18 protein-coding genes are annotated in these 24,674 nt (G+C 58.8%); 7 read left to right on the forward strand and 11 right to left on the reverse strand.

What is annotated here, in order from left to right; all coding sequences use genetic code 11:
• The first annotated feature begins 49 nt into the window (after positions 1–49).
• Complete coding sequence (locus tag ACLI1L_RS10770) at positions 50–745, forward strand: FABP family protein (RefSeq protein ID WP_411707524.1); 696 nt, start codon at positions 50–52, stop codon at positions 743–745.
• On the opposite strand, the gene ACLI1L_RS10775 is transcribed toward ACLI1L_RS10770, so the two are convergent.
• Positions 742–1,605 (reverse strand): aminodeoxychorismate lyase, encoded by an 864-nt coding sequence (locus tag ACLI1L_RS10775; protein ID WP_411707525.1) that lies wholly within the window; start codon positions 1,603–1,605, stop codon positions 742–744. The two genes, ACLI1L_RS10770 and ACLI1L_RS10775, sit on opposite strands and share 4 nt — an antisense overlap.
• 30 nt (positions 1,606–1,635) lie before the next feature.
• Between ACLI1L_RS10775 and ACLI1L_RS10780 the strand changes: the two genes are divergently transcribed.
• Both ACLI1L_RS10780 and ACLI1L_RS10785 read left to right on the forward strand, forming a co-directional pair.
• Positions 1,636–2,700 carry a YgfZ/GcvT domain-containing protein gene (locus tag ACLI1L_RS10780; RefSeq protein ID WP_411707526.1) on the forward strand — a complete coding sequence of 355 codons (1,065 nt, stop codon included), beginning with the start codon at positions 1,636–1,638 and terminating at the stop codon, positions 2,698–2,700.
• A 140-nt stretch (positions 2,701–2,840) separates the two neighbouring features.
• Entirely contained in the window at positions 2,841–3,035 is a 195-nt protein-coding gene (locus ACLI1L_RS10785) for a DUF3073 domain-containing protein (protein ID WP_023019866.1), read from the forward strand.
• Between the two features lie 86 nt (positions 3,036–3,121).
• Here the strand turns inward: ACLI1L_RS10785 and purM are convergent, their stop codons facing one another.
• Genes purM through ACLI1L_RS10800 form a run of 3 tightly spaced genes read right to left on the reverse strand, consistent with a single transcriptional unit; the run spans position 3,122 to position 6,104 of the window.
• A complete protein-coding gene (purM, locus tag ACLI1L_RS10790) occupies positions 3,122–4,174 on the reverse strand; it encodes a phosphoribosylformylglycinamidine cyclo-ligase (RefSeq protein ID WP_023019867.1) in 1,053 nt (350 codons plus the stop codon).
• Positions 4,175–4,192: 18 nt separating this feature from the next.
• Positions 4,193–5,689 (reverse strand): amidophosphoribosyltransferase, encoded by a 1,497-nt coding sequence (gene purF / locus ACLI1L_RS10795; RefSeq protein WP_411707527.1) that lies wholly within the window; start codon positions 5,687–5,689, stop codon positions 4,193–4,195.
• Between the two features lie 10 nt (positions 5,690–5,699).
• On the reverse strand, positions 5,700–6,104 hold the full coding sequence (locus tag ACLI1L_RS10800) for a sterol carrier family protein (protein ID WP_411707528.1): 405 nt from the start codon (positions 6,102–6,104) through the stop codon (positions 5,700–5,702).
• Positions 6,105–6,137: 33 nt separating this feature from the next.
• Here ACLI1L_RS10800 and ACLI1L_RS10805 point away from each other — a divergent pair, with 33 nt between their 5' ends.
• Positions 6,138–7,148: an acyl-CoA thioesterase gene (locus tag ACLI1L_RS10805; RefSeq protein WP_411707529.1), complete on the forward strand. Its 1,011-nt coding sequence runs from the start codon at positions 6,138–6,140 to the stop codon at positions 7,146–7,148.
• A 136-nt stretch (positions 7,149–7,284) separates the two neighbouring features.
• Positions 7,285–8,448 (forward strand): asparaginase, encoded by a 1,164-nt coding sequence (locus ACLI1L_RS10810; protein ID WP_411707530.1) that lies wholly within the window; start codon positions 7,285–7,287, stop codon positions 8,446–8,448.
• On the opposite strand, the gene trhA is transcribed toward ACLI1L_RS10810, so the two are convergent.
• Complete coding sequence (gene trhA / locus ACLI1L_RS10815; RefSeq protein WP_411708374.1) at positions 8,445–9,107, reverse strand: PAQR family membrane homeostasis protein TrhA; 663 nt, start codon at positions 9,105–9,107, stop codon at positions 8,445–8,447. The two genes, ACLI1L_RS10810 and trhA, sit on opposite strands and share 4 nt — an antisense overlap.
• Positions 9,108–9,276: 169 nt before the next feature.
• A complete protein-coding gene (locus ACLI1L_RS10820) occupies positions 9,277–14,196 on the reverse strand; it encodes a DEAD/DEAH box helicase (protein ID WP_411707531.1) in 4,920 nt (1,639 codons plus the stop codon).
• A gap of 147 nt (positions 14,197–14,343) precedes the next feature.
• On the opposite strand from ACLI1L_RS10820, the gene ACLI1L_RS10825 reads away from it, so the two are divergent.
• The gene (locus ACLI1L_RS10825; protein WP_411707532.1) at positions 14,344–15,144 is read left to right on the forward strand and encodes a TIGR02391 family protein; all 801 of its coding nucleotides are present in this window, start codon (positions 14,344–14,346) and stop codon (positions 15,142–15,144) included.
• 200 nt (positions 15,145–15,344) lie between these two features.
• Here ACLI1L_RS10825 and purL read toward each other — a convergent pair whose 3' ends face one another.
• The 3 genes from purL to purS are packed head-to-tail and all read right to left on the reverse strand — an operon-like array spanning position 15,345 to position 18,594.
• Positions 15,345–17,654, reverse strand: coding sequence for a phosphoribosylformylglycinamidine synthase subunit PurL (gene purL / locus ACLI1L_RS10830; RefSeq protein ID WP_411707533.1), 2,310 nt, complete (start codon positions 17,652–17,654; stop codon positions 15,345–15,347).
• A 13-nt stretch (positions 17,655–17,667) separates the two neighbouring features.
• Positions 17,668–18,351, reverse strand: a complete 684-nt coding sequence (purQ, locus tag ACLI1L_RS10835) for a phosphoribosylformylglycinamidine synthase subunit PurQ (protein WP_005325791.1) — start codon at positions 18,349–18,351, stop codon at positions 17,668–17,670.
• Positions 18,352–18,594: a phosphoribosylformylglycinamidine synthase subunit PurS gene (purS, locus tag ACLI1L_RS10840; protein ID WP_005330015.1), complete on the reverse strand. Its 243-nt coding sequence runs from the start codon at positions 18,592–18,594 to the stop codon at positions 18,352–18,354. It lies immediately after the preceding gene.
• A gap of 232 nt (positions 18,595–18,826) precedes the next feature.
• On the opposite strand from purS, the gene ACLI1L_RS10845 reads away from it, so the two are divergent.
• Entirely contained in the window at positions 18,827–21,601 is a 2,775-nt protein-coding gene (locus tag ACLI1L_RS10845; RefSeq protein WP_411707534.1) for an ExeM/NucH family extracellular endonuclease, read from the forward strand.
• Between the two features lie 185 nt (positions 21,602–21,786).
• Here the strand turns inward: ACLI1L_RS10845 and ACLI1L_RS10850 are convergent, their stop codons facing one another.
• On the reverse strand, positions 21,787–22,470 hold the full coding sequence (locus ACLI1L_RS10850) for a DUF2334 domain-containing protein (protein ID WP_411707535.1): 684 nt from the start codon (positions 22,468–22,470) through the stop codon (positions 21,787–21,789).
• Positions 22,471–22,526: 56 nt separating this feature from the next.
• Positions 22,527–24,650 (reverse strand): S9 family peptidase, encoded by a 2,124-nt coding sequence (locus ACLI1L_RS10855; protein ID WP_411707536.1) that lies wholly within the window; start codon positions 24,648–24,650, stop codon positions 22,527–22,529.
• Between the last annotated feature and the right edge of the window lie 24 nt (positions 24,651–24,674).

Here is a 24,674-nt window from a genome sequence, read left to right on the forward strand (position 1 = left end):
CCCAAGTCTAGTAGTTAAATAGGCGGGTTCACGACTAGGCTGGACGCCCATGAGCGAAAATAATAATGAAACCACTCCCGAAAACATCGAAACCACCGCGACTTCCCACCCGGAAAATGACCCGGGAAAGCTCAACGGCAATGATGCTGTAAACCAAGCCGCCGAGCAGTGGAAAGACGCCGCTAGCCGCAATATCCCCACTCTCGAGCTGGGCGATACCCCGGTACCGGACGATACTGCCAACCTGCGCCAGGGCCCATCGCTGCACGACGGCCTGCTAGGACTGCTCCCCCTCGTGGGCGTCTGGCAAGGCGAGGGCCAGGCACACGATACGCAGGGCCAGGAATATACCTTTGGCCAGCAGCTGGTCATCGCCCACGATGGCGAGAATTACCTCACGTTTAGCTCCCGTACCTGGAAGATTGATACCGAGGGCAAGCCGGAAGGCCCCTCCGTGCGCGAGACCGGCTTCTGGCGCATTTCTGAAAAGGATGAAATCGAGGTCACTTACACCTCTTCAAACGGCATTGTGGAAATCTTCTACGGCGAGCCGTTCAATGACCGCGCATGGCAGCTGGAGTCCGCCTCCACCATGGTCACCGAAACCGGACCGAAAAACCTGGGGCCAGGCAAGCGCATGTACGGCCTGATGCCCAATAACAACCTGGGCTGGGTAGACGAGCGCATGGTGGATGGTGAGATGCGTCCCTACATGTCCGCGGAGCTCACCCGTATCGCTGGCTAGTCCCCCAGCGCTTTATCAATAAGGTCTCGAATGACGTCCACGTTATCCGGGGCCTTTAATTTTTTGCCATTAAGCCGGGTGACCCGGGCGGCAACGCGCACCGAGGACACCAACCATACCGAGTCTGCTTTTTCCAAATACTCCACGGTCAGCGGCTTGGCTTTGCAGCGATAGCCCTCCTTAGTGGCGTGGGCGAAAAGGGCCGCCTGCGTGGTTCCGGGAAGGATGCCGCGGCCGGCGGCGGTGCGCAGTTTCTCTCCCTTGACGGCCACCACGGTCGAGGTTGCGCCCTCGAGGATTTCTCCAGTGTCCGGATCGGTGAGGATGAGATCCTCAAAGCCCTTATCTCGCGCCATGCGCAGCATCGCCATCGTGGCCGCATAGTTGAGCGTCTTGGCGGGTAATTCCTCAGCTACGTGCCACAGGCGCGGGCTGGTCATGACGGCTACGCCGTGCGCGCGCTGTTCTAGGACCCTTTCCTCGATGGGTTGAACCACGACCCAGGCGCTCGGCCTTCCCGTAGAGGCGCGCCCGCGGGTATAGGTCCAGGTGCATTTAGCATCCCCTGTCTCTTCCCCGCAGAAATCCGCAATTGCAAGGCGCGTGGCTTCTTCCCACTTCTCTATAGGTGGTTCCGGCAGATTCATGGTGCGCGCCGAATCGCAGAAGCGTTGCGCGTGCCGCTGCAGGTTAGCGGCTTTTCCTCCACGTACGAGCAAGGACTCAAAGATGCCATCGCCGCGGGTGACCGCGGCATCATCCGCATAGACGAGAGGCAGCGTGGGCATGTGCCTGCGTACCGACCCTCCAAAGGGCTCCACAACGTAGATGACCGGCTCTTTTCGCGGCGAGAACTTCATACCTTTGATTATGCCCTACCATCGGTAGTTGTGAGTTATTCTTCGCCTCTTCTGCAACGCACCGGTGCCGCGGAGCACCAGGACGCAACCGTACTCGATGCCCAAGGCGTGGCCTGGCACTATGGCAATCCACTGGGTGAGCAACGGGCTGCCGATGGCGGCACCATAGTCATCGACCGCTCCCAACGCCGCGTCATCCGTGTCAGCGGCAAGGACGCCGCCGAGTTTCTTAATAATTTGCTTTCGCAAAAGCTGGATACCGCCCCCGTGGGCTTTAGCGCCGGTGCCCTTGACCTAGACATCCAAGGACATATCCTCCACCACATGGATATCGTCCGCACCGAAGACGCCTTTCTTATCGACGTCCCTGCGGCCCAATTCGACTCCCTTTTCAAGTTCCTCACCATGATGGTCTTTTGGTCCGAGGTCACCGTAGAGGAAGCCGATATCGCCATCCTCACTCTCCTGGGTGAGACCGATATTGCGCCCCCACCCATGGTGGAGTTTTCCCGCCAGGTTCAGTGGACCGGAATCAATCGCGTTGACCTGGGAGTTCCGCGCGAATCCTTGGTTGAGGCAACGAAGTTCTTGGAGGAATCCGGCGCGCGACTGGCCGGGCTTATGGCGTTTACCGCCGAGCGTGTGCGGGCCCGTGAGCCGGAGCTGGCAGCGGATCTAGATAATAAATCCATCCCCCACGAGGTACCGCAGTGGATTAGCCGTAGCGCAGATAATCCGGCCCACGTCCACCTCAATAAGGGCTGTTACCGCGGTCAGGAAACGGTAGCGCGCGTGGAAAACCTCGGCCGCTCTCCTCGCCTATTGGTGCAGCTACACCTCGACGGCTCAGCCCCGCAACGGCCGAATGTGGGCGATGACATTACTTTCAATGGACGTAAGGTAGGCCGCATCGGCACGATCGTGGATGACTGCGATTTTGGCCCCATTGCTCTAGGCCTCGTGAAGCGCTCTGCGCTGGACGCCGGCACCCTAGAGGTGGGCGATACGGCGGCTTCAATTGATCCTTCTTCCATCCCCGAAGATGAGGGCCCCAAGGCCGGACGTGAGGCGGTAAACCGGCTGCGCGGACGTTAGATCTCCCACTAGCTAGGGGGCGGTGCGGAATTTTTTCGTCACACAGGCTATTGTGTCTTACAGGAAGATACTCAATAGACAAGTCGATGGGGCGCCCAAGAATCCCTGGCGCGCCCTACTAACCCAAGGGGGTCATGCACATGGGACGCGGACGCGCAAAGGCAAAGCAGACCAAAGTTGCACGCCAGCTCAAGTACAACTCACCCGAGATGGATATCGAGTCCCTACAACGGGAACTCGCCGCACAGCAAGAGGGTGACTCCCGCGATTATGAAGAGGATGACCCATACGCCGACTACGTCGATGAATGGGATGACGACCGCGACGAACGCTAATCTTCCGCTCGCCGCTGGATAGTTCAAGGGCCCTAGGATTTCCTAGGGCCCTTCCTCATGCCCTCCCCTGGCGGGGCAAGGCACTTTTAGAAATTTGGGTGCTCGCCGTGCATGAGCACGCGCGGCTCTTCGCCAGACGCGGAGCGAACGGTGCCCAACTCCCAGGCATCGATGTGGCGCGCGGTAAGCATTGCTAGGGCGCGGTCGCGGTCTTCAGGGTTGACCACGGCAATCATGCCCACGCCCATATTGAAGGTCTTCTCCATCTCAGCCAGCTCCACCTTGCCCACTGAGGAAATGAGCTTGAAAATCTGACCCGGGGTCCACGAAGCGCGGTTAATATCGGCGGCTAGGCCTTCCGGGATGACGCGCTCAAGGTTGCCGGCCAGCCCACCGCCGGTGACGTGGCAGAAGGTGGATACAGAGCACTCACTGGCCAAAGCCAGGCAGTCCTTGGCGTAGATGCGGGTAGGCTCCAGCAGTTCCTCTCCGAGGGGACGGCCGAGTTCCTCCACGTGGCCGTCGAGAGGCATGCCAGCCTGCTCCAAAAGGACGTGGCGGGCCAAAGAGTAGCCATTGGAGTGCAAGCCGGAAGACCCCATGGCGATGAGCACGTCGCCATCACGGACCTTATCGGGGCCGAGCACGCCATCAGCCTCCACGACGCCTACCGCGGTGGCGGAAACATCGTATTCATTTTCTTCCATCATGCCGGGGTGTTCGGCGGTCTCGCCGCCCAATAGCGCGGCACCGGCCTGCACACACCCCTCGGCGATGCCCTTGACTACCTCGGCCACCTTTTCCGGCACGACCTTGCCCACGGCAATATAGTCCTGCAAGAAAAGCGGCTCCGCGCCGCAGACGACGAGATCATCGACGCACATGGCGACCAAGTCGATGCCGATGGTGTCGTGCTTGTCCATGGCCTGGGCCACGGCCAGCTTGGTGCCAACGCCATCGGAACCCGCGGCCAAGATGGGCTCCTTATAATCGCCGAGCTTAAACAGGCCGGCAAAGCCGCCCAAGCCGCCTAGGACCTCCGGGCGGGTGGCCCGCTTGGCGTGCGGGGCGAAAAGCTCAACGGCGCGGTCGCCCTCTTCGATGCTGACGCCGGCTGCGGCGTAGGTATTGTCACTCATGGTTTCAAAAGTCCTTTGTTATTCGGTGCCGAGCAGGGTGCGCACGGCGTCTGCATTGGGGTTTCCGGCGGGCAGGCCGAGCGGGTACTCGCCCGTGAAGCAGGCGGTGCACAGCTCGGACCGGGGCTGCTCGGTGGCGGCCACCATCTCCTCAACGGAGACAAAGCCCAGGGAATCGGCGCCGATGGTGTCACAGATGGTGGCGCAGACGGTTTCCGGATCGTCGGAAGGGCTGGCATTAGCAATCAGCTCACCTGGGGAAGCGAAGTCGATGCCGTAGAAGCACGGCCACTTCACCGGTGGGGAGGCGATGCGCACGTGCACCTCGGCGGCACCGGCCTCGCGCAGCATGCGGATGAGAGCGCGCTGGGTATTTCCGCGCACGATGGAATCATCCACCACGACCAGCTTCTTGCCGTTAATGACCTCGCGCAGCGGGTTGAGCTTCAAGCGGATGCCCAGCTGGCGCAGGGTCTGAGTCGGCTGGATGAAGGTGCGGCCCACGTAGGCGTTTTTAACCAAACCGTGGGCGAAGGTGATTCCCGATTCGCGGGCATAGCCCACGGCGGCTGGATTACCGGATTCGGGAACCGGGATGACGAGGTCCGCGCCCTCGGCCGGGTACTCGCGGGCCAGGCGGCGCCCGATGTCCACACGGGAGGCATTCACGGAGCGCCCCTTGATATCGCTATCCGGACGAGCCAGGTAGACGTATTCGAAGACACAGCCATGCCGCTTGGCCGGCGCGAAGTTTACGGAGCGGATGCCAGCCTCATCGATGGCGACGAGTTCACCAGGCTCAATCTCGCGGATGAACTGGGCGCCGCAGATATCGAGCGCACAGGTTTCGGAGGCCACGACCCAGCCCTTAGCCAAGCGACCAAGGACAAGCGGGCGCACACCGTGCGGGTCGCGGGCGGCATACATAGTGTGGCCATCGGTAAAGGTCAGGCAGAAAGCGCCCTTAACGCGCGGGAGCAGATCGCGGGCGGAGTCAAAGACGGAGGTGTCTTCATCCACGCCATCGGCAAGCAGCATGGACAAGCACATGGAGTCAGAAACGGACTCCTCGTGCGGCTTAATGAGGTCGCGTTGCACGGCCTCCTCGCGCAGCTCCAGGTAGTTGACCAGATTGCCGTTGTGCCCAAGGGCAATGTCTACCCCGGTGGAAGAGGTAGAAAACATGGGCTGCACGTTGGACCATTCCTTGCCGCCGGCGGTGGAATAGCGCGTGTGGCCCACCGCTACGTTTCCTTGGAGGGCAGACAAGGTGGATTCATCAAAGATATTGGCCACCAAGCCCATGTCTTTGAAGACGACGATACGGTCATCATCGCCCACTGCAATGCCAGCGGCCTCCTGGCCGCGGTGTTGCAGGGCGAAGAGCCCAAAGTAGGTTAGCTTGGAGACTTCCTCCCCAGGAGCCCAAACGCCATAGACGCCGCATTCTTCGCGGGGCTCCTGCTCATTGTGATCGTCAAGATTGGTGATACTAGGAGTATGTACTTCTACCACGGCGTTTATATTAGCCTGTCGCGCCGCCGGAAACTAACGGAATGAGCGGCAACCACTGCGCAATTTCGCTCGCGCGAGAGCCGGAAGCATCGACGCGACCAGTACTTACGGCCTCTTCCCAGTCCGCCAATCCGGTGACAAGACGCAGCCAGGTCTCCGGGTCGGTCTCCACCACATTGGGTGGGGTGCCGCGGGTATGGCGGGGCCCTTCAATGCATTGCACCGCAACAAATGGGGGTACGCGCAACTCCACGGAGTGGCCCGGCGCGTCGGCTTCGAGGGTGCGGGCGGTGCGGCGGACGGCGTCGGCAAGCAGGGCTCTACCAGGCTTATCGTGCTCCGCCGGGGCGGCAATCCAGTCTTTGATGGCCATGACGGCCGCGCGGGTGGCAGCGGGATCGACGGGCTTTTTCATAGCTACATCATAGCTACTGTTATGTTGTTGTTTATGTCACCTACGCCTTCCGTTGCGGAAAATCAGAAATCGCCGGCGCTGACGCTGCGCTTTATGGCATCGCCAACCGACGTCACCATGGCCGGCGCCCCCGGCATCAGCGGCGGACGCGTCCTGGAATGGATTGATAAGGCCGCCTATGCCTGCGCCGTCCAGTGGTCCGGCCAGTACTGCGTGACCGCATACGTGGGCCATATTCACTTCACCCGCCCCATCCCTTCCGGGCACATCGTGGAGGTGCGCTCGCGCATCGCCATGACCGGCCGGTCTTCCATGCACATCGTCAATGAGGTGCTCTCTGCCGACCCGCGCGAAGGCATCTTCACCCGCGCCTGCGATTGCCTGGTCATCTTCGTAGCCAAGGACCCTGCCACTGGCAAGTCCACCCCGGTGCCGCCTTTCATCCCGGAGACCGATGAGCATTGCCGCGTAGAAGAAGCAGCCAAGTCCCGCATTGAGCTGCGCAAGGCCATCGAGGCGGAGATGGAAAAGCAAACCTACGACGGGCCTTCCGATGCGCCGCGCATGGTCAACCGCTTCCTGGCCAAGCCCACCGACGTCAACTGGGGCGGCAAGGTCCACGGCGGCACCGCCATGCAGTGGATCGATGAGGCCGGTGCTGCCTGCACCATGGAGTGGTCCGCGGAGCGCACCGTTGCGGTGTACGCCGGCGGCATCCGCTTCTACCGCCCAATTTCCATCGGTGACCTCATTGAGGTCGATGCCCGCATGATGCGCACCGATACCCGCTCGATGCAGATGTCTATCCACGTCCGCTCCGGCAACCCCCGCGGCGGCCGCGAACACTTGCAAACCGCCATTCACGCCACCGTGGCCTATATCGCCCTAGACCACGACGGTCAGCCACAGGTGGCCCGCCCCTTCCACCCGCACACCGAGGAAGACAAGCGCCTGGCCGAGCACGCGACCCTCCTGCGCGAGCTGCGCGCCAAGTACTCGCCAAAGCCACTGGTGGTGGCGCCGTCGAACCAGCACATCGATTAACTGCTCTCCCCTCGTTTCGGTGTTAGCAAGTCCATAGTGGCAGCGGGCTCCCCGCCTTTCTGCTTTAGATGGACGTATATGCGGCCGACGATTCTCGCCGCCCGCTTTCGCCTCCCACACACAGAAACGAGGGAATATGCACACCTCAACAATGCGTCGCTCGGCCCGCGCCGGCCTTGCCTTAGTAACTTCCGCATTCCTCTTGGCGTCCTGCCAAAATCCGGATAGCCGCCCGGAAGAGGAGACTTCGGCCACCGCACCCGAGTCTTCCGCGCCGCAGAGCGCCACCAGTTCCACGTCTGCAACCACGGAAGAAACTACCGAAACCTCTGCAGCGGAACACGAGGGTCCACGCGCCGCCGCCGAGGGCCACGTGGTGGTCCTTTCTACCGGCGGCACCATTGCCAGCACACACGATAAGACAGGCGCGGTGGTGCCCACCGTTACCGGCTCCAAGTTGGTGGAGCCACTTTCCGGCACCTTTGACAAGGACAAGCTCACGTTAGAGGTCAAAGACATTGCCAAGCTGGATTCTTCCGCGATGACCTTGGACGATACCGATACCATCATCGAGGCCGTAAATAAGGAACTACAGCGCGATGATGTCGATGGCGTAGTGGTCACCCACGGCACCGATTCCATGGAAGAGACCGCCATCGCCGTCGATACCTTCCAGGACAGCGATAAGCCGGTAGCCCTTACCGGAGCGATGCGTCCCTTTGATGACCCGGATCCGGATGGTCCGGACAACTTGGCGCTCGCGGTCAAGACCGTCACCGATCCCGCCAATAGGGGCCGCGGTACCTTCATTGCCTTTGCGGATCACGTTATCCCGGCCCGCGGCGCTTTTAAGTCCGATACGGCCAAGGCCGATGGCTTTGCCAATAACAATGGTAAGAAGCAGCCTCAGCGCCCAAAGGCTCTGAAGTTTAAGCCGCTGGGCAATACCCGCGTCGATATCATTGCCGCCTACCCCGGCGCGCCGGCCGACCTTATCCAGCGCTCCTTGGACAGCGGCGCCGAAGGCATCGTGATTGAGGGAATGGGCGCCGGCAACATCGGCGACGAGCTAGCCCAAGCCGCTAAGGCCGCGGCCAAGAAGGTTCCGGTTGTGCTCACCACCCGCGTGGATCACGGCCCAGTGGAGGGCATCTACGGCGGCGCCGGTGGCGGTGCCACGCTTGCCGACGCCGGCGTTATCTCCTCTGGCACCCTGCGCGCTCCCCAAGCACGCATGCTGCTAGCTGCTGCGATCAGCACCGACACCGATCCCGCGAAGCTCTTCCCCGACGCCGACTAAGCAGCCCCCTGAACCACAACCATCCACACCGCCACGAGGTGCACCACCGCCGCCGCAATCGTCGCGGTGTGGAAGTGCTCGTGGTAGCCGTAGTAGCGCGCGTTGCGCCCCGGCCACTTAAAGCCATAGACCAGCGCGCCGAGCGAGTACACCACGCCGCCGGCAAAAAGCAGCCAGACCACAGCGGCCCCCGCCTGCGTCCACAGCGTGGGCAAGAGCGGCAGCACCAACCAGCCCAGCGCTAGGTAGACCACCACGTCCAGCCAGCGCGGGTGGTTGATCCACACCAAGTTGAGCACCACGCCCAAAATGGCCCCACCCCAAGCGACGGCCAGCATCCACGCCGCTTGCACTGGCGACAGCACGATGAGGCACAGCGGCGTATACGTCGCCGCAATAAACACCGAGATGGTCGCGTGGTCCGCTCGCCGCCACCATTGCACGGCACGAGCACTCGCCCACGGGTAGCGGTGATAGAGCGCGGAGACTCCAAAAAGCCCTACCAGCCCTACGCCGTAGACAGTCACACCAAGCCCCTGCCACCAGTGCAGCGTCATCCACGCATAGGTAATGAGCACGGTGGAGGCAATCACCGACAGCAATGCTGCAATCGCATGTCCCCAGCCACGACTGAGCGGCCTAGGGCCACGATCTGCCATCCAGTAAGTGCGCTGGACAAGGCCCGGCCCCGGCGCGCTATTCGCATGGATCTGTGCCACGAGGTACTTCCCTTCTGCTAGCCGCAACGAACCCCAACAAGAAACCTACGATACCGTAAGTCTACGGGTGTAGCCGGAGGGCTTCAAGGAAAATCGCCTCGAAATGCTGCTAACTTTCCACAGCAGAACCTTCCTCTACCAGCCCATCAACAATGCGCACCGTCTCCATCGCCACGCGCGAGACCTTGCCAATTAGGTCCACGATGTAGCGCGGATTGCCCACCTCATCGGCCCAATCATTCGGGTCATTGACAATGCCGGAGGTCTTGTCTTTCCTGACCTGGTAACGGTCAATCAGCCAGGCTAGAGCTGAGCGCGAGCCAAGCATATACTTATCCGCCTCCGCAGGAATACCACCGATGGTCACCTGCTTGTTGTAGATCAGGTTGGTCACGTTATTGACGTTTTCGCCCGTTTCCGGATCCTTACGCTTGGCCCGTTTCATCTTCTTAACGCGCCACGTCTCACGGTCAGACTCATCACCCTTGACCTGAATATCCAGCGGCCACGGTTCCACGGACTCATAGTTCACGTGCAGGTCCATCAATTCTTTACCGGCTGTAACAAACTTATCGAACTCCCCTCGAGAAGACGGCGCCTCAATATGCGGCAGCGTCTTCTTCAAATCCGCGGCGTACTTCGTGCGGTAAACAGGATCATGCAGCTTGCCATAAACAAAGTGGAAAATATCATCCCCGGTCACATCATCACCCAACGTATCGCGATACAACTGCTTAATTTCATCGGTGATGTTATCCACACGCACGTAGCCATCGACGACCTCACCTACTTCACCGTAGATGCTGGTTTCAGCATGCTTTACGACGCCGCCCTCAACGAACAATCCACCGTCTCCACTGTCACTAGGCTTCCAGACAAAGCGTGACAGAAACTGCCCCGAATTCTGAAAATGCAGATTCGGAATGGAATCTGTTGCCAAAACCGAAAACGCAGAATTGGACGATTTACCACTAACGTAGATTCCAATATTAGGGACCACCTGCCCCGGGAAGGTTTCCCTGACGATTTTGGCTCTCTCTAGGTACCCCTCACCTACATACAAATTCTGTTTATAAAATGGCCGATAAAGACTATCCCGGACCGCCCCATTAAGGAATTCAAGCTTTTTCCCTGCGGTCTTTAGCCGAGCAAATCCGTCAGACCATTTAATTTGAGACTTATCAATTTCAGCTTCACCCCCTTCATACGAGTTAAAATAAGAAATCGAATTCTTTATATTTCGCAACAACTTTCCTCGAGATGATGCATAAGCCCAAGCGTCCCTGTTAGTACTAACGCCGGGCTGAGAGGCTGCAAAATAGCCCTTTGATTTTTCACCAGAAAGTGGAATTCCCTCAGAAAAGTCTCCCGTTCGCTGACTAATCCAGTCCCCATACTCATTGGGGTGCAGCTCGATCCAATCAATAGAACCGATTGAAGAGCGAGCAACAATTTCAAGCTTTTCCTCGGCAGATAAAAAATCACCGATATCTTTATATTTGAGAGTAAAATCAGACTTGTTCGGATTCTTGACAGCAATTGTAATGGCAACAGACGCTCGAGAACCCGACCCAAAGACTTTCCCACCTTCTTTAGCTGATTCTTCCCCAGCCGTTCGCTGATTTCCCCTCAAGTTGAATACAAAAACATCAGAGAATTCTTCTTCCATGGAACGCCTCATTCCATCGGTACCTAACGAATCAAGCCAGCCACCGTTGGTTACAAACGCCACGATTCCCTTTTTCCCAACCCGGTCAGAAGCGAGTCGAAATGCCCGAATATAGGAGTCAATCTTTACCTTCTTGGCCTCCGTACCTTTTCGATAGGTTTCACGCACCCTCTTATCCAGACTGTCATAAGCCACCTGACTCCTCTTTTTCGAATCAGACCACGGCGGATTGCCAATCACAACATCAATTGCCTGTCTTTTTTGACGTTCGATAGATTCATTGTTTTCAACAAAAACTCTTAAGTCTGGACGATCGCTTTCTTCGTACACTTGAAACGAGTCAGCCAAAGCCATGTTGGCAAACGGATAATATTTCCTAACCTTCGAGCCGCTGGGAGTATCAGCCGATTCAATTAATGTATTATAAGTTGTTTCAATGTTAGCTATTGATATATAGTAAGCGAGGAGTAGTATTTCAGAAGCAAACAACTCACTTGCATATTTGCGTGCAAGATCATTGGGTTCAATTAACCCTGATTGAAGAAGGCGTACCAGAAACGTCGATGTCCCTGCGAACGGATCTAGAATACAAACACCTTGGTCTGTCAGTCCCTTGGCAAAGTGCATTCTGGAAACTTCATCTGCAGCACGAAGAATAAAATCGACAATTTCTACAGGTGTGTAAACAATTCCCATTTCCTTTGCTTGCTCTTTAAAAGCCTTGCGGAAAAAACGTTCGTAAAGTTCCTTGACGATCTGTTGTTTTCCTGAGGCTGAATTCACTTCAGAGGCACGGACACGGACCGACTCGTAAAACTTCTCCAATGATTCCGTTTCCGTATCTAGATTGGCCTCCAGCAAGGCGTTGACCATTTTTTCCATTACTTGTGCAACAGGGTTATGAGTAATAAAGTCATGGTTTTCGAATAGCGCGTTAAAAACCGGTGCAGTAATCAGGTGTTGCGAAAGCATCGAGATAGCATCATCCTCACTGATACCATCGTTGAGATTATTACGGAGCCCTTCAACAAACTCCTCGAATTCCTTGTGAAGATTTTTGTCAGCGCCATCGAGGAGAGCATTAATGCGAATGATTTGGTTCTCCGCAATGGTGGCTACATCATCAGCCCAATCCTCCCAATAGGTACGGGTTCCCACCTTGTCCACCAATTTGGTATAGATAGCTTCCTGCCACTGTTCAAGGGAAAACAGTGCAATTTGTTGAGTGATGGAAGTAAGATCTTCGAAAGCTTCCGGAGAATTTGCCCGGTCTGCATCGTTTAATTGGTCAGATTTGGGCTTGTTTCTGCCATCCCCTTTGTCGCCCGGGACATAGGCTACTTCTATTGGAAGTTCGTCCTTGTCACCACCACGGTTGAGACCAATCGAGTTCACCTTGGCATTGAATCGATCATCGTGTGCACGCAGAGCGTTTAGAATTTGCCAGACAACCTTGAATCGTTGATTGTCATCCAATACCTGTGAAGGCGATACGTTTGGCGGGACTGCTACTGGCAAAATGATGTAGCCATAGTCCTTTCCCTTAGATTTGCGCATTACACGCCCCACGGATTGAACTACATCCACCATGGAATTTCGCGGATTGAAGAACACAACCGCATCCAAAGCTGGCACGTCCACGCCTTCGGACAGGCACCGTGCATTGGTGAGCATACGGCTTTCGTTCTCATCCGCAGGAGACTCAATCCAAGAAAGCTTGGTTCCACGCTCCATCGCGTTCATTCCGCCGTCAACGTGCTGAGCAGAAACGCGTAAGTCTACGTTGGTCAGGGACACATCACTGAGAACGGCATTGTCTCTGAGCAGCTTTTGATGCGTGCCAATGAGGGACGGATAGCTTTCAGAGATGAGCTTGGACGTTTTAATGTCTTTGGCAAAAGCTACTGCACGCTGCATAGGTTTGGCGTTTTCTTCGAATCCACCTTTCTTACCCTGCAGCTCACCGGAGCGCTTAGCCAGACCATTCCATGCACCAATCATCGCCGTGGCCAACGAGAGGTTAATCTGATTGTCCTCAGTGCGCGCCATAGCTTCTGCCGCCACTGACTCGTCGACGGTCATGACGAGGACCTTGTAGTCCGTGAGCAAGCCCTTGTCTACTGCCTCACCGAAACCTAGCCGGTAGAACTCCGGTCCATAGATTGCTTCATCATCCATAGAGGTCAATACAGCGGAGTGCTCAGCCGCCTTGCCTTTCACAGTATCGTCGTAAAGACGCGGAGTCGCAGTCATGTAGAGGCGCTTGTCCGCTTTGACGTAATCCGCATCGTGGATGCGGACAAAGTTGCTGGCATCTTCACCTGCCAAGGTGATGCCGGTGGTGCGGTGGGCCTCATCGCAGATGACCAAATCAAAATCATCTAGGCCCTGCTGCTGTGCTTCATGGACCGCCGGCAAGGACTGGTACGTAGAAAAGACGATATTGAGGCCCTTAGCACGCTTGCCAGAAGCAAAGCGCTGCGTAATTTCCTCACCGTCCGTAGATACGGGAACTTCGAGGTCATAGACCGCGATGTCTTCCGCCTTCTTTGAGACCTTGGAATCCGAGCACACCGCGAAGGCACGCATGTCTAGGCGGCCTTGAGCGGTCCACTCCTTGAGTGTCTGCGACAACAAGGAAATGGAAGGAACGAGGAACAGAATGCGAGCTTTGCCACCATTCTCTTCGGCGACGCGCTCCGCCAGGCGCAGCGCGGTGAAAGTTTTACCGGTACCGCAAGCCATGATGAGCTTGCCGCGATCATGGGTCTTAAATCCTTCAATGGCTTTATCAATGGCCGTTTGCTGGTGCGGGCGCGGTTCGAAAGTTTCGCGCTGTGAAAGGTTGATTTGAATATTTTTGTCCCGAACCTCAGAGCCCGGGAACGCCACATCCCAGTTGATCGGGGACTCGGCAATGGTAGAAATTCCGATGCGGCTGGTGGGAATCATCTGGTTGGCCAACGCCGCTTCCGCATGTGAAGACCAATGATCCGTGGTGGAGATAATCATGCGGCTGCCAAAGTATTCGCTGCCGTTTTCGGTCTCGAAAGAATGCCCTGAGGCCTCAAAGAAGGAATCGAGATGAGATTTCTGGATACGCGCATTGGAAGCGTAGAACTTGCACTGGATGGCCATCCACGTGCCGTCATCTACGCGGTGGGCGACCAGGTCGATGCCAGTATCAGCGGTGCCACCGTTGTAACGCCAATCAGTCCATCGGTAGACCTCATCGAACTGTGCTTTCAGCGTGGGATCGGTTTTGAAATAGTTGACCATTAGCTTTTCAAAAGCTATGCCATACTTCGCCTTTGGTTGGTTTTCGCGCAGTTGATCCAGTACTTCAGAGAACTTTGACATACCAGTATTGTGCCTGATGCTACCCGTCGCTTTGTCCCAAACACCCTTTTCACCTTCCAAGCACCCTAATTGTTTTCTACTGGAACGCACTGCGCTCCTTAAACTGCTTAGACGCACTTTCCTCAATTCTTCGAGTATCCTGGCACGATGAACTATCAACCATTTTCACGCGAATCAATTACCGCAATCGCGAGAGCCATAGGAGATACTCAACATGGCCTAACTGGCTCAGAGATCGGAGACCTATTAGCAGAACTTGACCTTTATGATCCCGGGCCTATAACCAAATGGAGACGAATAGACGAAGCATTCTCGGACTGGCAGAAGCGCTATGGGACAAGCGACCGGGTAATTACCTTTCTCACTCGCGCTATGCATCTGGCACGCTACACTGATAACCAGGAGCTGTTTGAAAAGCGTCGAAGCCTTTTGAATCCACCGCTCTCAATTGAGGGAATGAGGATTAACGAGAACGGTAGGGTGGCTCGGGCGAAACAAGCAGAATCGCTTACTGAGATTCAGAAGCTTACAAATTCTGTCAAAGCAGAGCTAAAACGACGTAAAACTCACGAACAAGTTCTTATCTACTGTGAGGAAGAGGTCCTACGCCATGGATATTTCCATGCCATCCTTGAAGCATCTAAATCAGTTTTCGACCGACTGAGAGAAGCCACGAGCACTGATCTTGACGGCGCAGCTCTCGTAGATAATGCTCTCTCGGTGAAACATGGTGTACTAGCCATCAATTCTTTGGCTACTAGCACCGAACGGAACGAACAAACGGGCCTTTGCAATCTCGTGAAGTCTATTTCAGGAATGTATCGAAATCCTGTCGCGCATGATCCGCGGCTAAAGCGGGACGTGGCAGAGGAGGAACTTCTTGAAGCCCTAACACTCATCTCGTATGTCCACCGCAGACTAGATGACGCTCACACAAGAAGTTCCTGAGCATTCTCCATCTATTGCGTGTCTCAAACTCGACATATTTCATAGCTAATCTCAGAACGCAGGCCTTAAGGGCACAGGCCTCTGAACCTCAACCCAATCTCCCACCCGGTAAGTTAATTTCAGAGAAAAGAAGGCCCAACCAATAGTGGTTGGGCCTTCCTCCCTTTGAGTAGCTCACGCAGCGCAGCCGCTGCTTAGTATTATTCCACTACAGAGTTAGCACCCACAGCATGGTCAAAGAGGTCCGGCAGGGTGGCGGACCAGGCGGAGACCAGCTGGGAGATGGCGACGGACTCGCCGCCGAGGGTCAGTGCACCGGTTTCGGTGGTCTCACCCACGATGGTAGCTGGGATGCCCAGCTCGCCGGCGCGGGAAAGCACTTGATCGGCGCGGTCGGCGGTGGTGGCCACGAGCACGCGGGAGGCGGACTCGGAGAAGGCGGCGACGAACTCGTCCTCGTGGACCGCGGTGAGGTCCAGGTTGAGGCCGAGGCCGGCGCCGTCGGCAGTAGCACCGGCGCGCTTTGCCATCTCAAAGGCGGTGACGGCAAGGCCGCCCTCGGAGATATCGTGTGCCGCGGTGAGCAGATCATTGCCGTGGAAGAACTCGGCCAGGCGCTTCTCGTTGGCCATGTCTACCTGCGGGGGCAGACCATTGAGGGAGGAAGCGTCGGAGGTATCGGCGCTGACCTGCTGCCAGATGGAGCCACCGAACTCGTCCTTGGTCTCACCTAAGGCGATAAGTACTTCCTTCTCCCCCACGGTGCCCAGCTCGTTGCCGATGACCTTGTGGACGTCATCAATAACGCCCAGCACGCCCACCACCGGCGTAGGCAGGATGGGCTCCTCGCCGGTCTGGTTGTAGAAGGAGACGTTGCCGCCGGAGACAGGGATGGAAAGCTCCACGGCGGCGTCGGCAAGCCCATGCACAGACTCGCGGAACTGCCACATCACGTCGGGGTTCTCCGGGGAGCCATAGTTCAAGCAGTTGGTAATCGCGACGGGCTTGGCGCCGGTGACGGCCACATTGCGGTAGGCCTCCGCCAGCGCGAGGCGGGCGCCCATGTTCGGATCCAGCTTGGTATAGCGGCCGGAAGCATCGGCAGACACGGCCACGCCGCGGCCGGTCTCCTCATCGATGCGCAGCACACCGGCATCCGCATGGTGGGACTGGACGGTGTTGCCGCGTACGTAGCGGTCATACTGGTTCATGATGAAATCGCGCGAGCACAGCGCCGGGGAGGACACGAGCTTCTGCAGGGACTCAACCAGGCCGCGCTTGTCGGTGCCCTGGTACTTCTGCAGCTCATCCTGCCACTCCGGGCGGGCATACGGGCGGTCATACTCTGGAGCCTCATCCGCAATGGTGCCGGCCGGGGCATCCACGACGACCTCGCCCTGGTGGCGGATGACCAGGTGGTTGCCCTCGGTGACCTCGCCAATCTCGGCGCAGGTGACGTCCCAGTGCTCGCAGATTTCGCGGAACTTCGCCACGTTCTCCGGAGCCACAACGGCGCACATGCGCTCCTGGGACTCGGAGGCGAGGATCTCGGCCGCGGTCATATTCTGCGCGCGCAGCGGCACGTTATCCAGGTTGACCTCCATGCCGCCATCGCCGGAGGCAGCCAGCTCGGAGGTGGCGCAGGCCAGGCCCGCGCCGCCCAAGTCCTGGATGCCTACGACCACGCCGGCGTGGTAGAGGTCCAGGCAGCACTCGATGAGGACCTTCTCTGCGAAGGGGTCGCCTACCTGTACGGCCGGCAGCTTGCGCTCGGCGCCGTCCTCGAAGGTATCGGAGGCCAGCACGGATACGCCGCCGATGCCGTCCAAGCCGGTGCGGGAACCGAAGAGCATAACTTTGTTGCCCTTGCCGGACGCAAAGGCAAGCTTCAGATCCTCCACTTTGAGGGTGCCCACGCACAGGGCGTTGACCAGCGGATTACCGGCATAGGTCTCATCAAAGACGGTCTCGCCGCCAATATTGGGCAGACCCAGGGAGTTGCCGTAGCCGCCGATGCCGGAGACCACGCCGGGAAGGACGCGCTTGGTGTCGGGGGCGTCGGCAGGCCCAAAGCGCAGCTGGTCCATCACGGCAATCGGGCGAGCGCCCATGGCCATGATGTCGCGGACGATGCCGCCCACGCCGGTGGCCGCACCCTGGTAAGGCTCCACGTAGGAGGGGTGGTTGTGGGACTCCACGCGGAAGGTCACCGCGTTGCCGTCTCCGATATCCACCACGCCGGCGTTCTCACCGATGCCAGCGAGGATCTTCTCCCCCATCTCCTCGGTCATGGTCTCACCAAAGTAACGCAGGTGCGTCTTGGAAGACTTATAGGAGCAGTGCTCGGACCACATGACGGAGTACATGGTCAGCTCCGCATCGGTGGGGCGACGGCCCAGGATATCGTGGATGCGCTGGTACTCGTCGTCCTTCAGGCCGAGCTCCGCGTAGGGCTGCTGCTCGTCCGGGGTGGACTGCGCCTTTTCTACGGTGTCATTATGAACGGTCATGAAAATGGCCTCCTTAAACCGCCGGCGCCTGCGCGACGGCCTTGATGGCGGATACGAAAAGTCCCAGTCCGTCGGTGGATGGGCCGGTTAGCGTGTCAATGGCGTGCTCGGGGTGCGGCATAAGGCCGACGATGCGGCCGGACTCATCGCTCACACCGGCAATGCCGTTGACGGAACCGTTGTAATTATCGGTATAGCGGAAGACCACGCGGCCCTCGCCCTCGATGCGGGCGATGTCATCATCGCCGGCCTGGAAGCGGCCCTCGCCGTGCTTGGCCGGCACCAGGATCTTCTGACCCTGCTCAAACTCGCTGGTCCATGCGGTGGTGGAATTGGCCACCTCGAGATAGGTATCGGTGCAGTGGAAGTGCAGGCCCTTATTGCGGGTCAGCGCGCCTGGCAGCAGGCCCGCCTCGGTAAGGATCTGGAAGCCATTGCAGATGCCGAGCACCGGCATGCCCTGCTTCGCACGATCGATAACGGACTGCATCACCGGCGCGAGCGCGGAAATCGCGCCCGAGCGCAGGTAGTCACCATAAGAAAAACCGCCCGGCACTACTACCGCATCCACGCCGTGCAGATCGGTATCTGCGTGCCAGAGGCTTTTGACCTCTGCGCCGGCGGTGCGGGCAGCGCGAGCGGCATCCACATCATCCAGGGTTCCGGGGAAAGTGATTACTCCGATTGTGGCGGTCACTTACTTGACCTCCAGCCCAACAACCTCGTAGTCCTCGATGACGGTATTGGCCAGCAGCGTGGCGGCTACCTTCTCCATGTCCTCTGCGGTAACGGAGTCATCGACCTCGAGCTCGAAGCGCTTTCCCTGGCGCACATCGCTGACACCGGATACCCCGATGCGACCCAGCGCGCGGACGACGGCTTGGCCCTGCGGATCCAGAATCTCCGCCTTGGGCATGACATTGACAACTACACGAGCCATGAAATATTTGCCTTACTGTATGGGGCTTTGGTCTGCGCGGCTTAGTTTAGTTGGCACCCCCGCCTTTTACCTAGACTCACCCCCGCAGTGTGGGTTTCACCCCGGTTGGGCAAACTCTACGTGAACCCCAAACGACGCTCTGGCAAACTTCGGCGCGCGCTCCAGCCTGGCCCGGCGCGGCCCTCTACTAATAAATAACGCACACTGTCGCTCTCTTTTTAAGGTTGAATCTATGTCTTCTCGCCGCCTGGGCGCGCTGGCACTTGCCACCGCCTTGTCTTCTGCCGCCCTTGCCGTTCCTACCGCCACGGCCGCCACCGATGGCTCCGCCGCAGTCATCTCCGAGGTCTACGGGGGAGGCGGCAATAAGGGCGCTGCCTTCACCCATGACTTCATCGAGCTCTATAACCCCACCGATGCCCCGATTGACCTGACCGGCTACACCGTGGAGTACTTCTCCGCCTCCGGCAATACCGGTGGCAAGGTGAAGCTTTCCGGCACGATCGCGCCGCACGGCTACTTCCTGGTGCAGGGCGCGGCCGGCAATGGCGCGGGCGAGGCCCTGCCTGCCCCAGACGCCGAGGGCAACCTCAACATGTCCGGTTCCAAGGGCTCCGTGCAGCTTGCCGACGCCACCGGTACCCCCATCGATGCCATCGGCTACGGCGCCGCTTCCCTGAAGGAAGGCACCGCCGCCGCTGGCCTGTCCAACGCCAAGTCCGCCTCCCGCGACGCCGAGGGCACCGATACCGATGACAACGCCGCCGACTTCACCACCGGCGCCCCTACCCCGACCAACTCCGGCAACGAGGCCCCCGCCCCGCAGCCAGAGGAGCCGGCAGAGCCCGAGCAGCCTACTCCCGAGGGCGTCACCGCCATCGCGGATATCCAGGGCACCGGCGCCGAATCCCCGCTCAAGGACCAGACCGTGGCCACCGAGGGCGTCGTCACCGGCGTGTGGTCCGAAGGCGGGCTCAATGGCTTCACTATTCAGACCGGTGGTACTGGCGCCGAGGCCACCGACGCCTCCCAGGCCATCTTTGTCTACATGGGCGATAAGCCGGCCGATCAGTACCCTGCCCTGGAAGATTCCGTCGAGGTAACCGGCAAGGTCTCCGAGTTCTATGGCTCCACCCAGCTCACCGCCTCCACGGTCTCGCAGCTCGATACCCCGCTGGAGAAGGTCACCCCACTCAAGGTGGACCAGCTTCCCGATGGCTCCGAGGCCCGCGAGCCCTTCGAGCACATGCTCATCCAGCCTGGCGAGCACACCGTGACCAATAACTACGCCCTCAACCAGTACGGCGAGGTTGGACTCGCGCCTGGCAAGGAAGCCCTGCGCCAGCCTTCCGATATCTTCTCCCCCTCCACGGATCCCAACTCCGATATTCAGAAGCTAACCAAGGACAACGCCGATAAGCTGGTCACCCTGGACGATGGCCGCACCCGCGACTATCTCAAGACCGACCAGAATACCCCGCTGCCGTACATCGCCCAGGATGATGCCCAGACCATCAAGTCCCTGCGCACCACCGATACCGTGACTTTCCAGCACCCCGTCATCGTGGGCTTCTCTCATGAGCAGTGGCGCTTCCAGCCCACCACCCCGGTCACCGGCAACACCAAGAGCGCAGACCTGCCCATCTCTTGGGAGGACTCCCGCGAGGCCGAGCTCCACGCCATCGATGACGTCAAGGGCGAGTACACCATCGGCGCCTTCAACGTGCTGAACTACTTCACCTCCCTGGGCGAGGAATTCGGCGGCAGCGCCTACACCGACCGCGAGGGCAATAAGGTCACCGTCAATCGCGGTAAGACCCGCGGCGCCTATACCCAATCCGCGCTGGAAGACCAGGAGCGCAAGATTGTCGCCGCCATCAACGGCCTCGATGCCGATGTCATCGGCCTTTCCGAAATCGAAGATGGCTACGCCGTTACCGGTGACTTCACCCAGCGCGATAAGGCCCTCAAGCACCTGACGGAAAAGCTCAACGAGGCCGCCGGCTCCGAAAAGTGGGCCTTCGTCCCCTCCCCTTCCCAGGACGCCGTACCGAGCTCCCCGGACGTCATCCGCACCGCGTTCATCTACCACAAGGATGTGGTCAAGCCCGTCGGCGAATCCCGCATCTTCCAGGATGATCGCTTCACCGGCACCGCCCGCGAGCCGCTCGCCCAGGAATTCCAGCCGCTAAAGGAGGGCGAGGAGTCCTTCGTTGCCGTGGCCAACCATTTCAAGTCCAAGGGCTCGGTGGCCAAGGGCGATGCCGATTCCGGCGATGGCCAGGGCAATAATCCGAACGTGCGCAACGCGCAGGCACAGGCCGTCCTCGATGCTCTGCACAAGCAGGAGGACTGGAAGGATAAGCCGCTTTTCGCCCTCGGTGATTTCAATACCTATACCCACGAGACCGCGCTCGATGTCTTCCGCAACGATGGCTTTACCGTGCCCGCCGAAAAGTATGAGGCCGATCCCTCCTACCAGTTCTCCGGTCTGCTTGGCACCCTCGACCACGTGCTGGCCAATAAGGTTGCCACCGGCACGCTTGACGACGCCCAAGTGTGGAACATCAATGCCGACGAACCCGTCGCCTTCGAGTATTCCCGCCGCAACTACAACATCGTCGACTTCTACGATGACTCCCCGTTCCGCGCCTCCGACCACGACCCGGTCAAGGTCGGTTTCACCCTCGGCGCGGACGACTCCGCCGGCCAGCCAGACGATCCTGCGGATGACCCTTCAGACAAGCCTTCCGATGAGCCAGGTAAACCAGAGGACAAGCCCTCCGATAAGCCTTCTGAAAAGCCGAGTAAACCTGCCACCGGCTCTAGCTCCAGCACCAGCTCCGTCGGCGCAGGCATCGCCGCCGCCATCGCGGCCATCGCCGGCCTTGTCGCCATCCCTGGTTTCCTCGCCGTGACCGGAAACCTCCACAAGGCCATCCCGGCCCCGATCTGGGGCATGCTGCCGCAAGAAGTAAAGAACTTCATCACCAGCCTGCAGCGCTAATCACCCATTAGCCCTAGCCCCGCAACTTCGGAGGAAGACTCCCTAGCGGCGGGGCCTTTGGTCATTTCACGACTTTCGTCCATATAAACCACCACAACCGTCGACGGAAATGGGCGTTTATATGGACGAAAATCGCGAAGCTGGGCTTATTGCTCCGCGGAGCCTCTGACGAGGGAATGCGCGGGCTATTTTGGAAGATAAGCGCCGTAATCGGCAGGGGTCGCGCCGGCGTTGATGGCCCGGTCGGCGGCTTTGACGAAGTCATTGATTACTTTGCGGTCATCCAGGTTGCGGCCGGAAACCGACAGGCGGACCGTATTGCCACGCTGGGCAGAGCGCTCAGCAGCGCGAATAATGTTCTTGCGCCACCACTTGGCGGAACCGAAGCCTTCACCGAAGGACAGGTTGCGGGCTTGGTGGAACTTACCGGAATTAATCTGGAGGATGCCGCGGGTAGAGGCGGCTACCTCGAACTTAAACTGTGGCAGGACCTGCAAGGTGCCGGGAGACATGCGCCAGCGCGGTGGCGCGAAAATTGTGGGCTCGAAGCCGATCTTGGCCATCTGGCGGGTCGCACCCGCGAGTCGCAGCTTTGCCTCGTGGGAGTCGAGATTCGCGAACTCCGCTCGACGGCCCTGTACCGAGCGATCGAAACCGTTCAGGATGAGAATGCGGCCGGCATCGGCTTGGTCTTGAAGCCACTTCTTGGTGTCTTTGTCTTTGGCGAGGTGCCAGTTGCCGTCGATATGCGGGGCAATTAGCAGGGAAACAGGAATCTCCTCCCGATCAAGGATCGAGAGGAGCCGGCTAGCCTGCTTCCGTGTGTCATCAAAGATGCTGGAGATAGATACCAGAAGGTGGCCATTCATAAGGAAAATTATCGCACAGGAATTTAGGATTCGCGCGCTGGCCCCCTATCCGGGTTTTACTTCTCCAGACCGGTGGCCTTGTTGATGGTCCACGCGTACTCGAAGGCATTCTGGCGCCACTTTTCATAGCGACCGGACACGCCGCCATGGCCTGCGGCCATTTCGGTTTTGAGCAAGAACTCGCCGCCGGTGGCCGTCGTTCGCAGCTGGGCGATCCACTTGGCCGGCTCAACATAGAGCACGCGGGTGTCATTGAGCGAGGTAATAGCCAGGATATCCGGATAGTCCTTGGCCTCGATATTCTCGTACGGCGAGTAGGACTTCATATAGTCATAGACCTCAGGATCATGGTACGGGTCGCCCCATTCCTCCCACTCAGGCACGGTAAGCGGCAGTTCCGGCATAAGGATAGAGGTCAGCGGATCCACGAACGGAACAACGGCTTGGATGGCGGTAAAGCGGTCAGGGGCCATATTGGCGATAGCACCCATAAGCATGCCTCCGGCCGAACCGCCCTCGGCCACCATTTGGTCTGCGGTGGTCACGCCTCGGGCGATGAGGTCATCGGCGACGTCGATGAAGTCGGTAAAGGTGTTTTTCTTCTTAAGCATTTTGCCGTCGTCGTACCACGTGCGCCCCATCTCGCCGCCGCCGCGCACATGGGCAACCGCAAAAATCATGCCGCGGTCCATCAGGGACAGTCGGGTCACGGAGAAGGCCGGATCCACGCTGACCTCGTAGGAGCCATAGCCGTAGAGCAGAGTCGGATTCGGCTGGGTGCGGTCAAGATCGGCGCGATGGACAATGGAGACGGGGATGTCAGTGCCGTCGGCAGCCGTGGTCCACAAGCGGTAGGCCACATAATCATCTGGGTTATAGCCACCGGGAACCTCTTGCTCCTTGAGCAGGGTGTATTCGCCAGTGTCAACGCGGTAATCGAAAAGCTGCGCGGGCTGGGTAAAGGACACATAGCTTACGCGAAGCACGGGCGCGTCCCACTCCGGGTTGCCAGATACGGACACGGTGAAGAGTTCTTCGTTGAAGTTGAGCTCCTCGAATTCGCTAAAGCCGTCGTTCACACGCATGATGGCGGCGCGGCCGATGCCGCCGCGGCGGTAGCCCACCACAATCTGATCGCGGTAGGTGTCCACGCCCTCGATGCGGGTGGTCTCCTCGTGAGGCAAGAGCGTCGGCAGGTCACGTAGGGTGGGCAGCTCATCCTTGGCCTTGGTATATCCGACCTCGAAGTTGGGGCCGGTGGCGTTGTGGGTGACGATCCAGTAGTCCTCGCCCTTGACGACGGCGTGATCGACGTCGTAGTCCACGCCAGATTCGCGCTCCCACAGCAGGCGGAAGTCGCCCTCGGGATTGTCCTCTTCGAGCGCCCATACCTCAGAGGTCACCTTGGAGCTTATGCCAAGGAAGAGGTACTTATCAGAGCGGGCGCTGCCGATACCGACGTTAAAGTGCTCATCCTCTTCCTTAAACACCTGCACGTCCTCGGACTGCGCGGTGCCTACCTTGTGGCGCCAAATGGTATCGGGACGCCATGCATCGTCGACGGTCGTGTAAAAGATATAGCCGTCGCCGGCCCAGGTAGCGCCGTAGAAAATGCCTTCTAGGTGGTCGTCGAGAAGCTCGCCGGTCTCCAGGTCCTTGATGTAGAGTTCAAAGCGCTCATCGCCGGCAAAATCCACCGAATAGGCCAGGTAGCGGCCAGAATCAGAGATGGAGGCGGCACCGAGCGCGAAGAAGTCCTTCCCCTCGGCCAACGCGTTGGCGTCGAGGATAATCTCTTCTCCGTCCGGGGTGCCTTCCTCCGGGATAATCGGGGCGGTCCAGGGATCAGACCCCTCCTCAACTGGAAGGCGGCAGGAATAGCCGTAGCTCTTACCCTCCTCTGTGCGGCCGTAGTACCAGTAATCGCCGCGGCGGGAGGGCACGGACATATCAGTCTGTTTGATGCGGGACTTAATCTCCTGGAAGATATTCTCCGTCATCTCCTCCAAGTGCGCGGTCTTCGCCTTGGTGTAATCATTTTCGGCGTTGAGGTAATCCAGGGTTTCCTGGGATTCCTTATCACGCAGCCACTCGTAATTATCCACGAACTCCCGGCCGTGGAAGGAACGGGTTACGGGGTGGACGGCGGCTACGGGGGCGGATAGATTCTCGTTGCTCATGCCGTCCCACTGTACGCGTGGCAC

Source organism: Corynebacterium sp. LaCa117, from assembly GCF_046717765.1.
Lineage (GTDB): Bacteria > Actinomycetota > Actinomycetes > Mycobacteriales > Mycobacteriaceae > Corynebacterium > Corynebacterium kefirresidentii.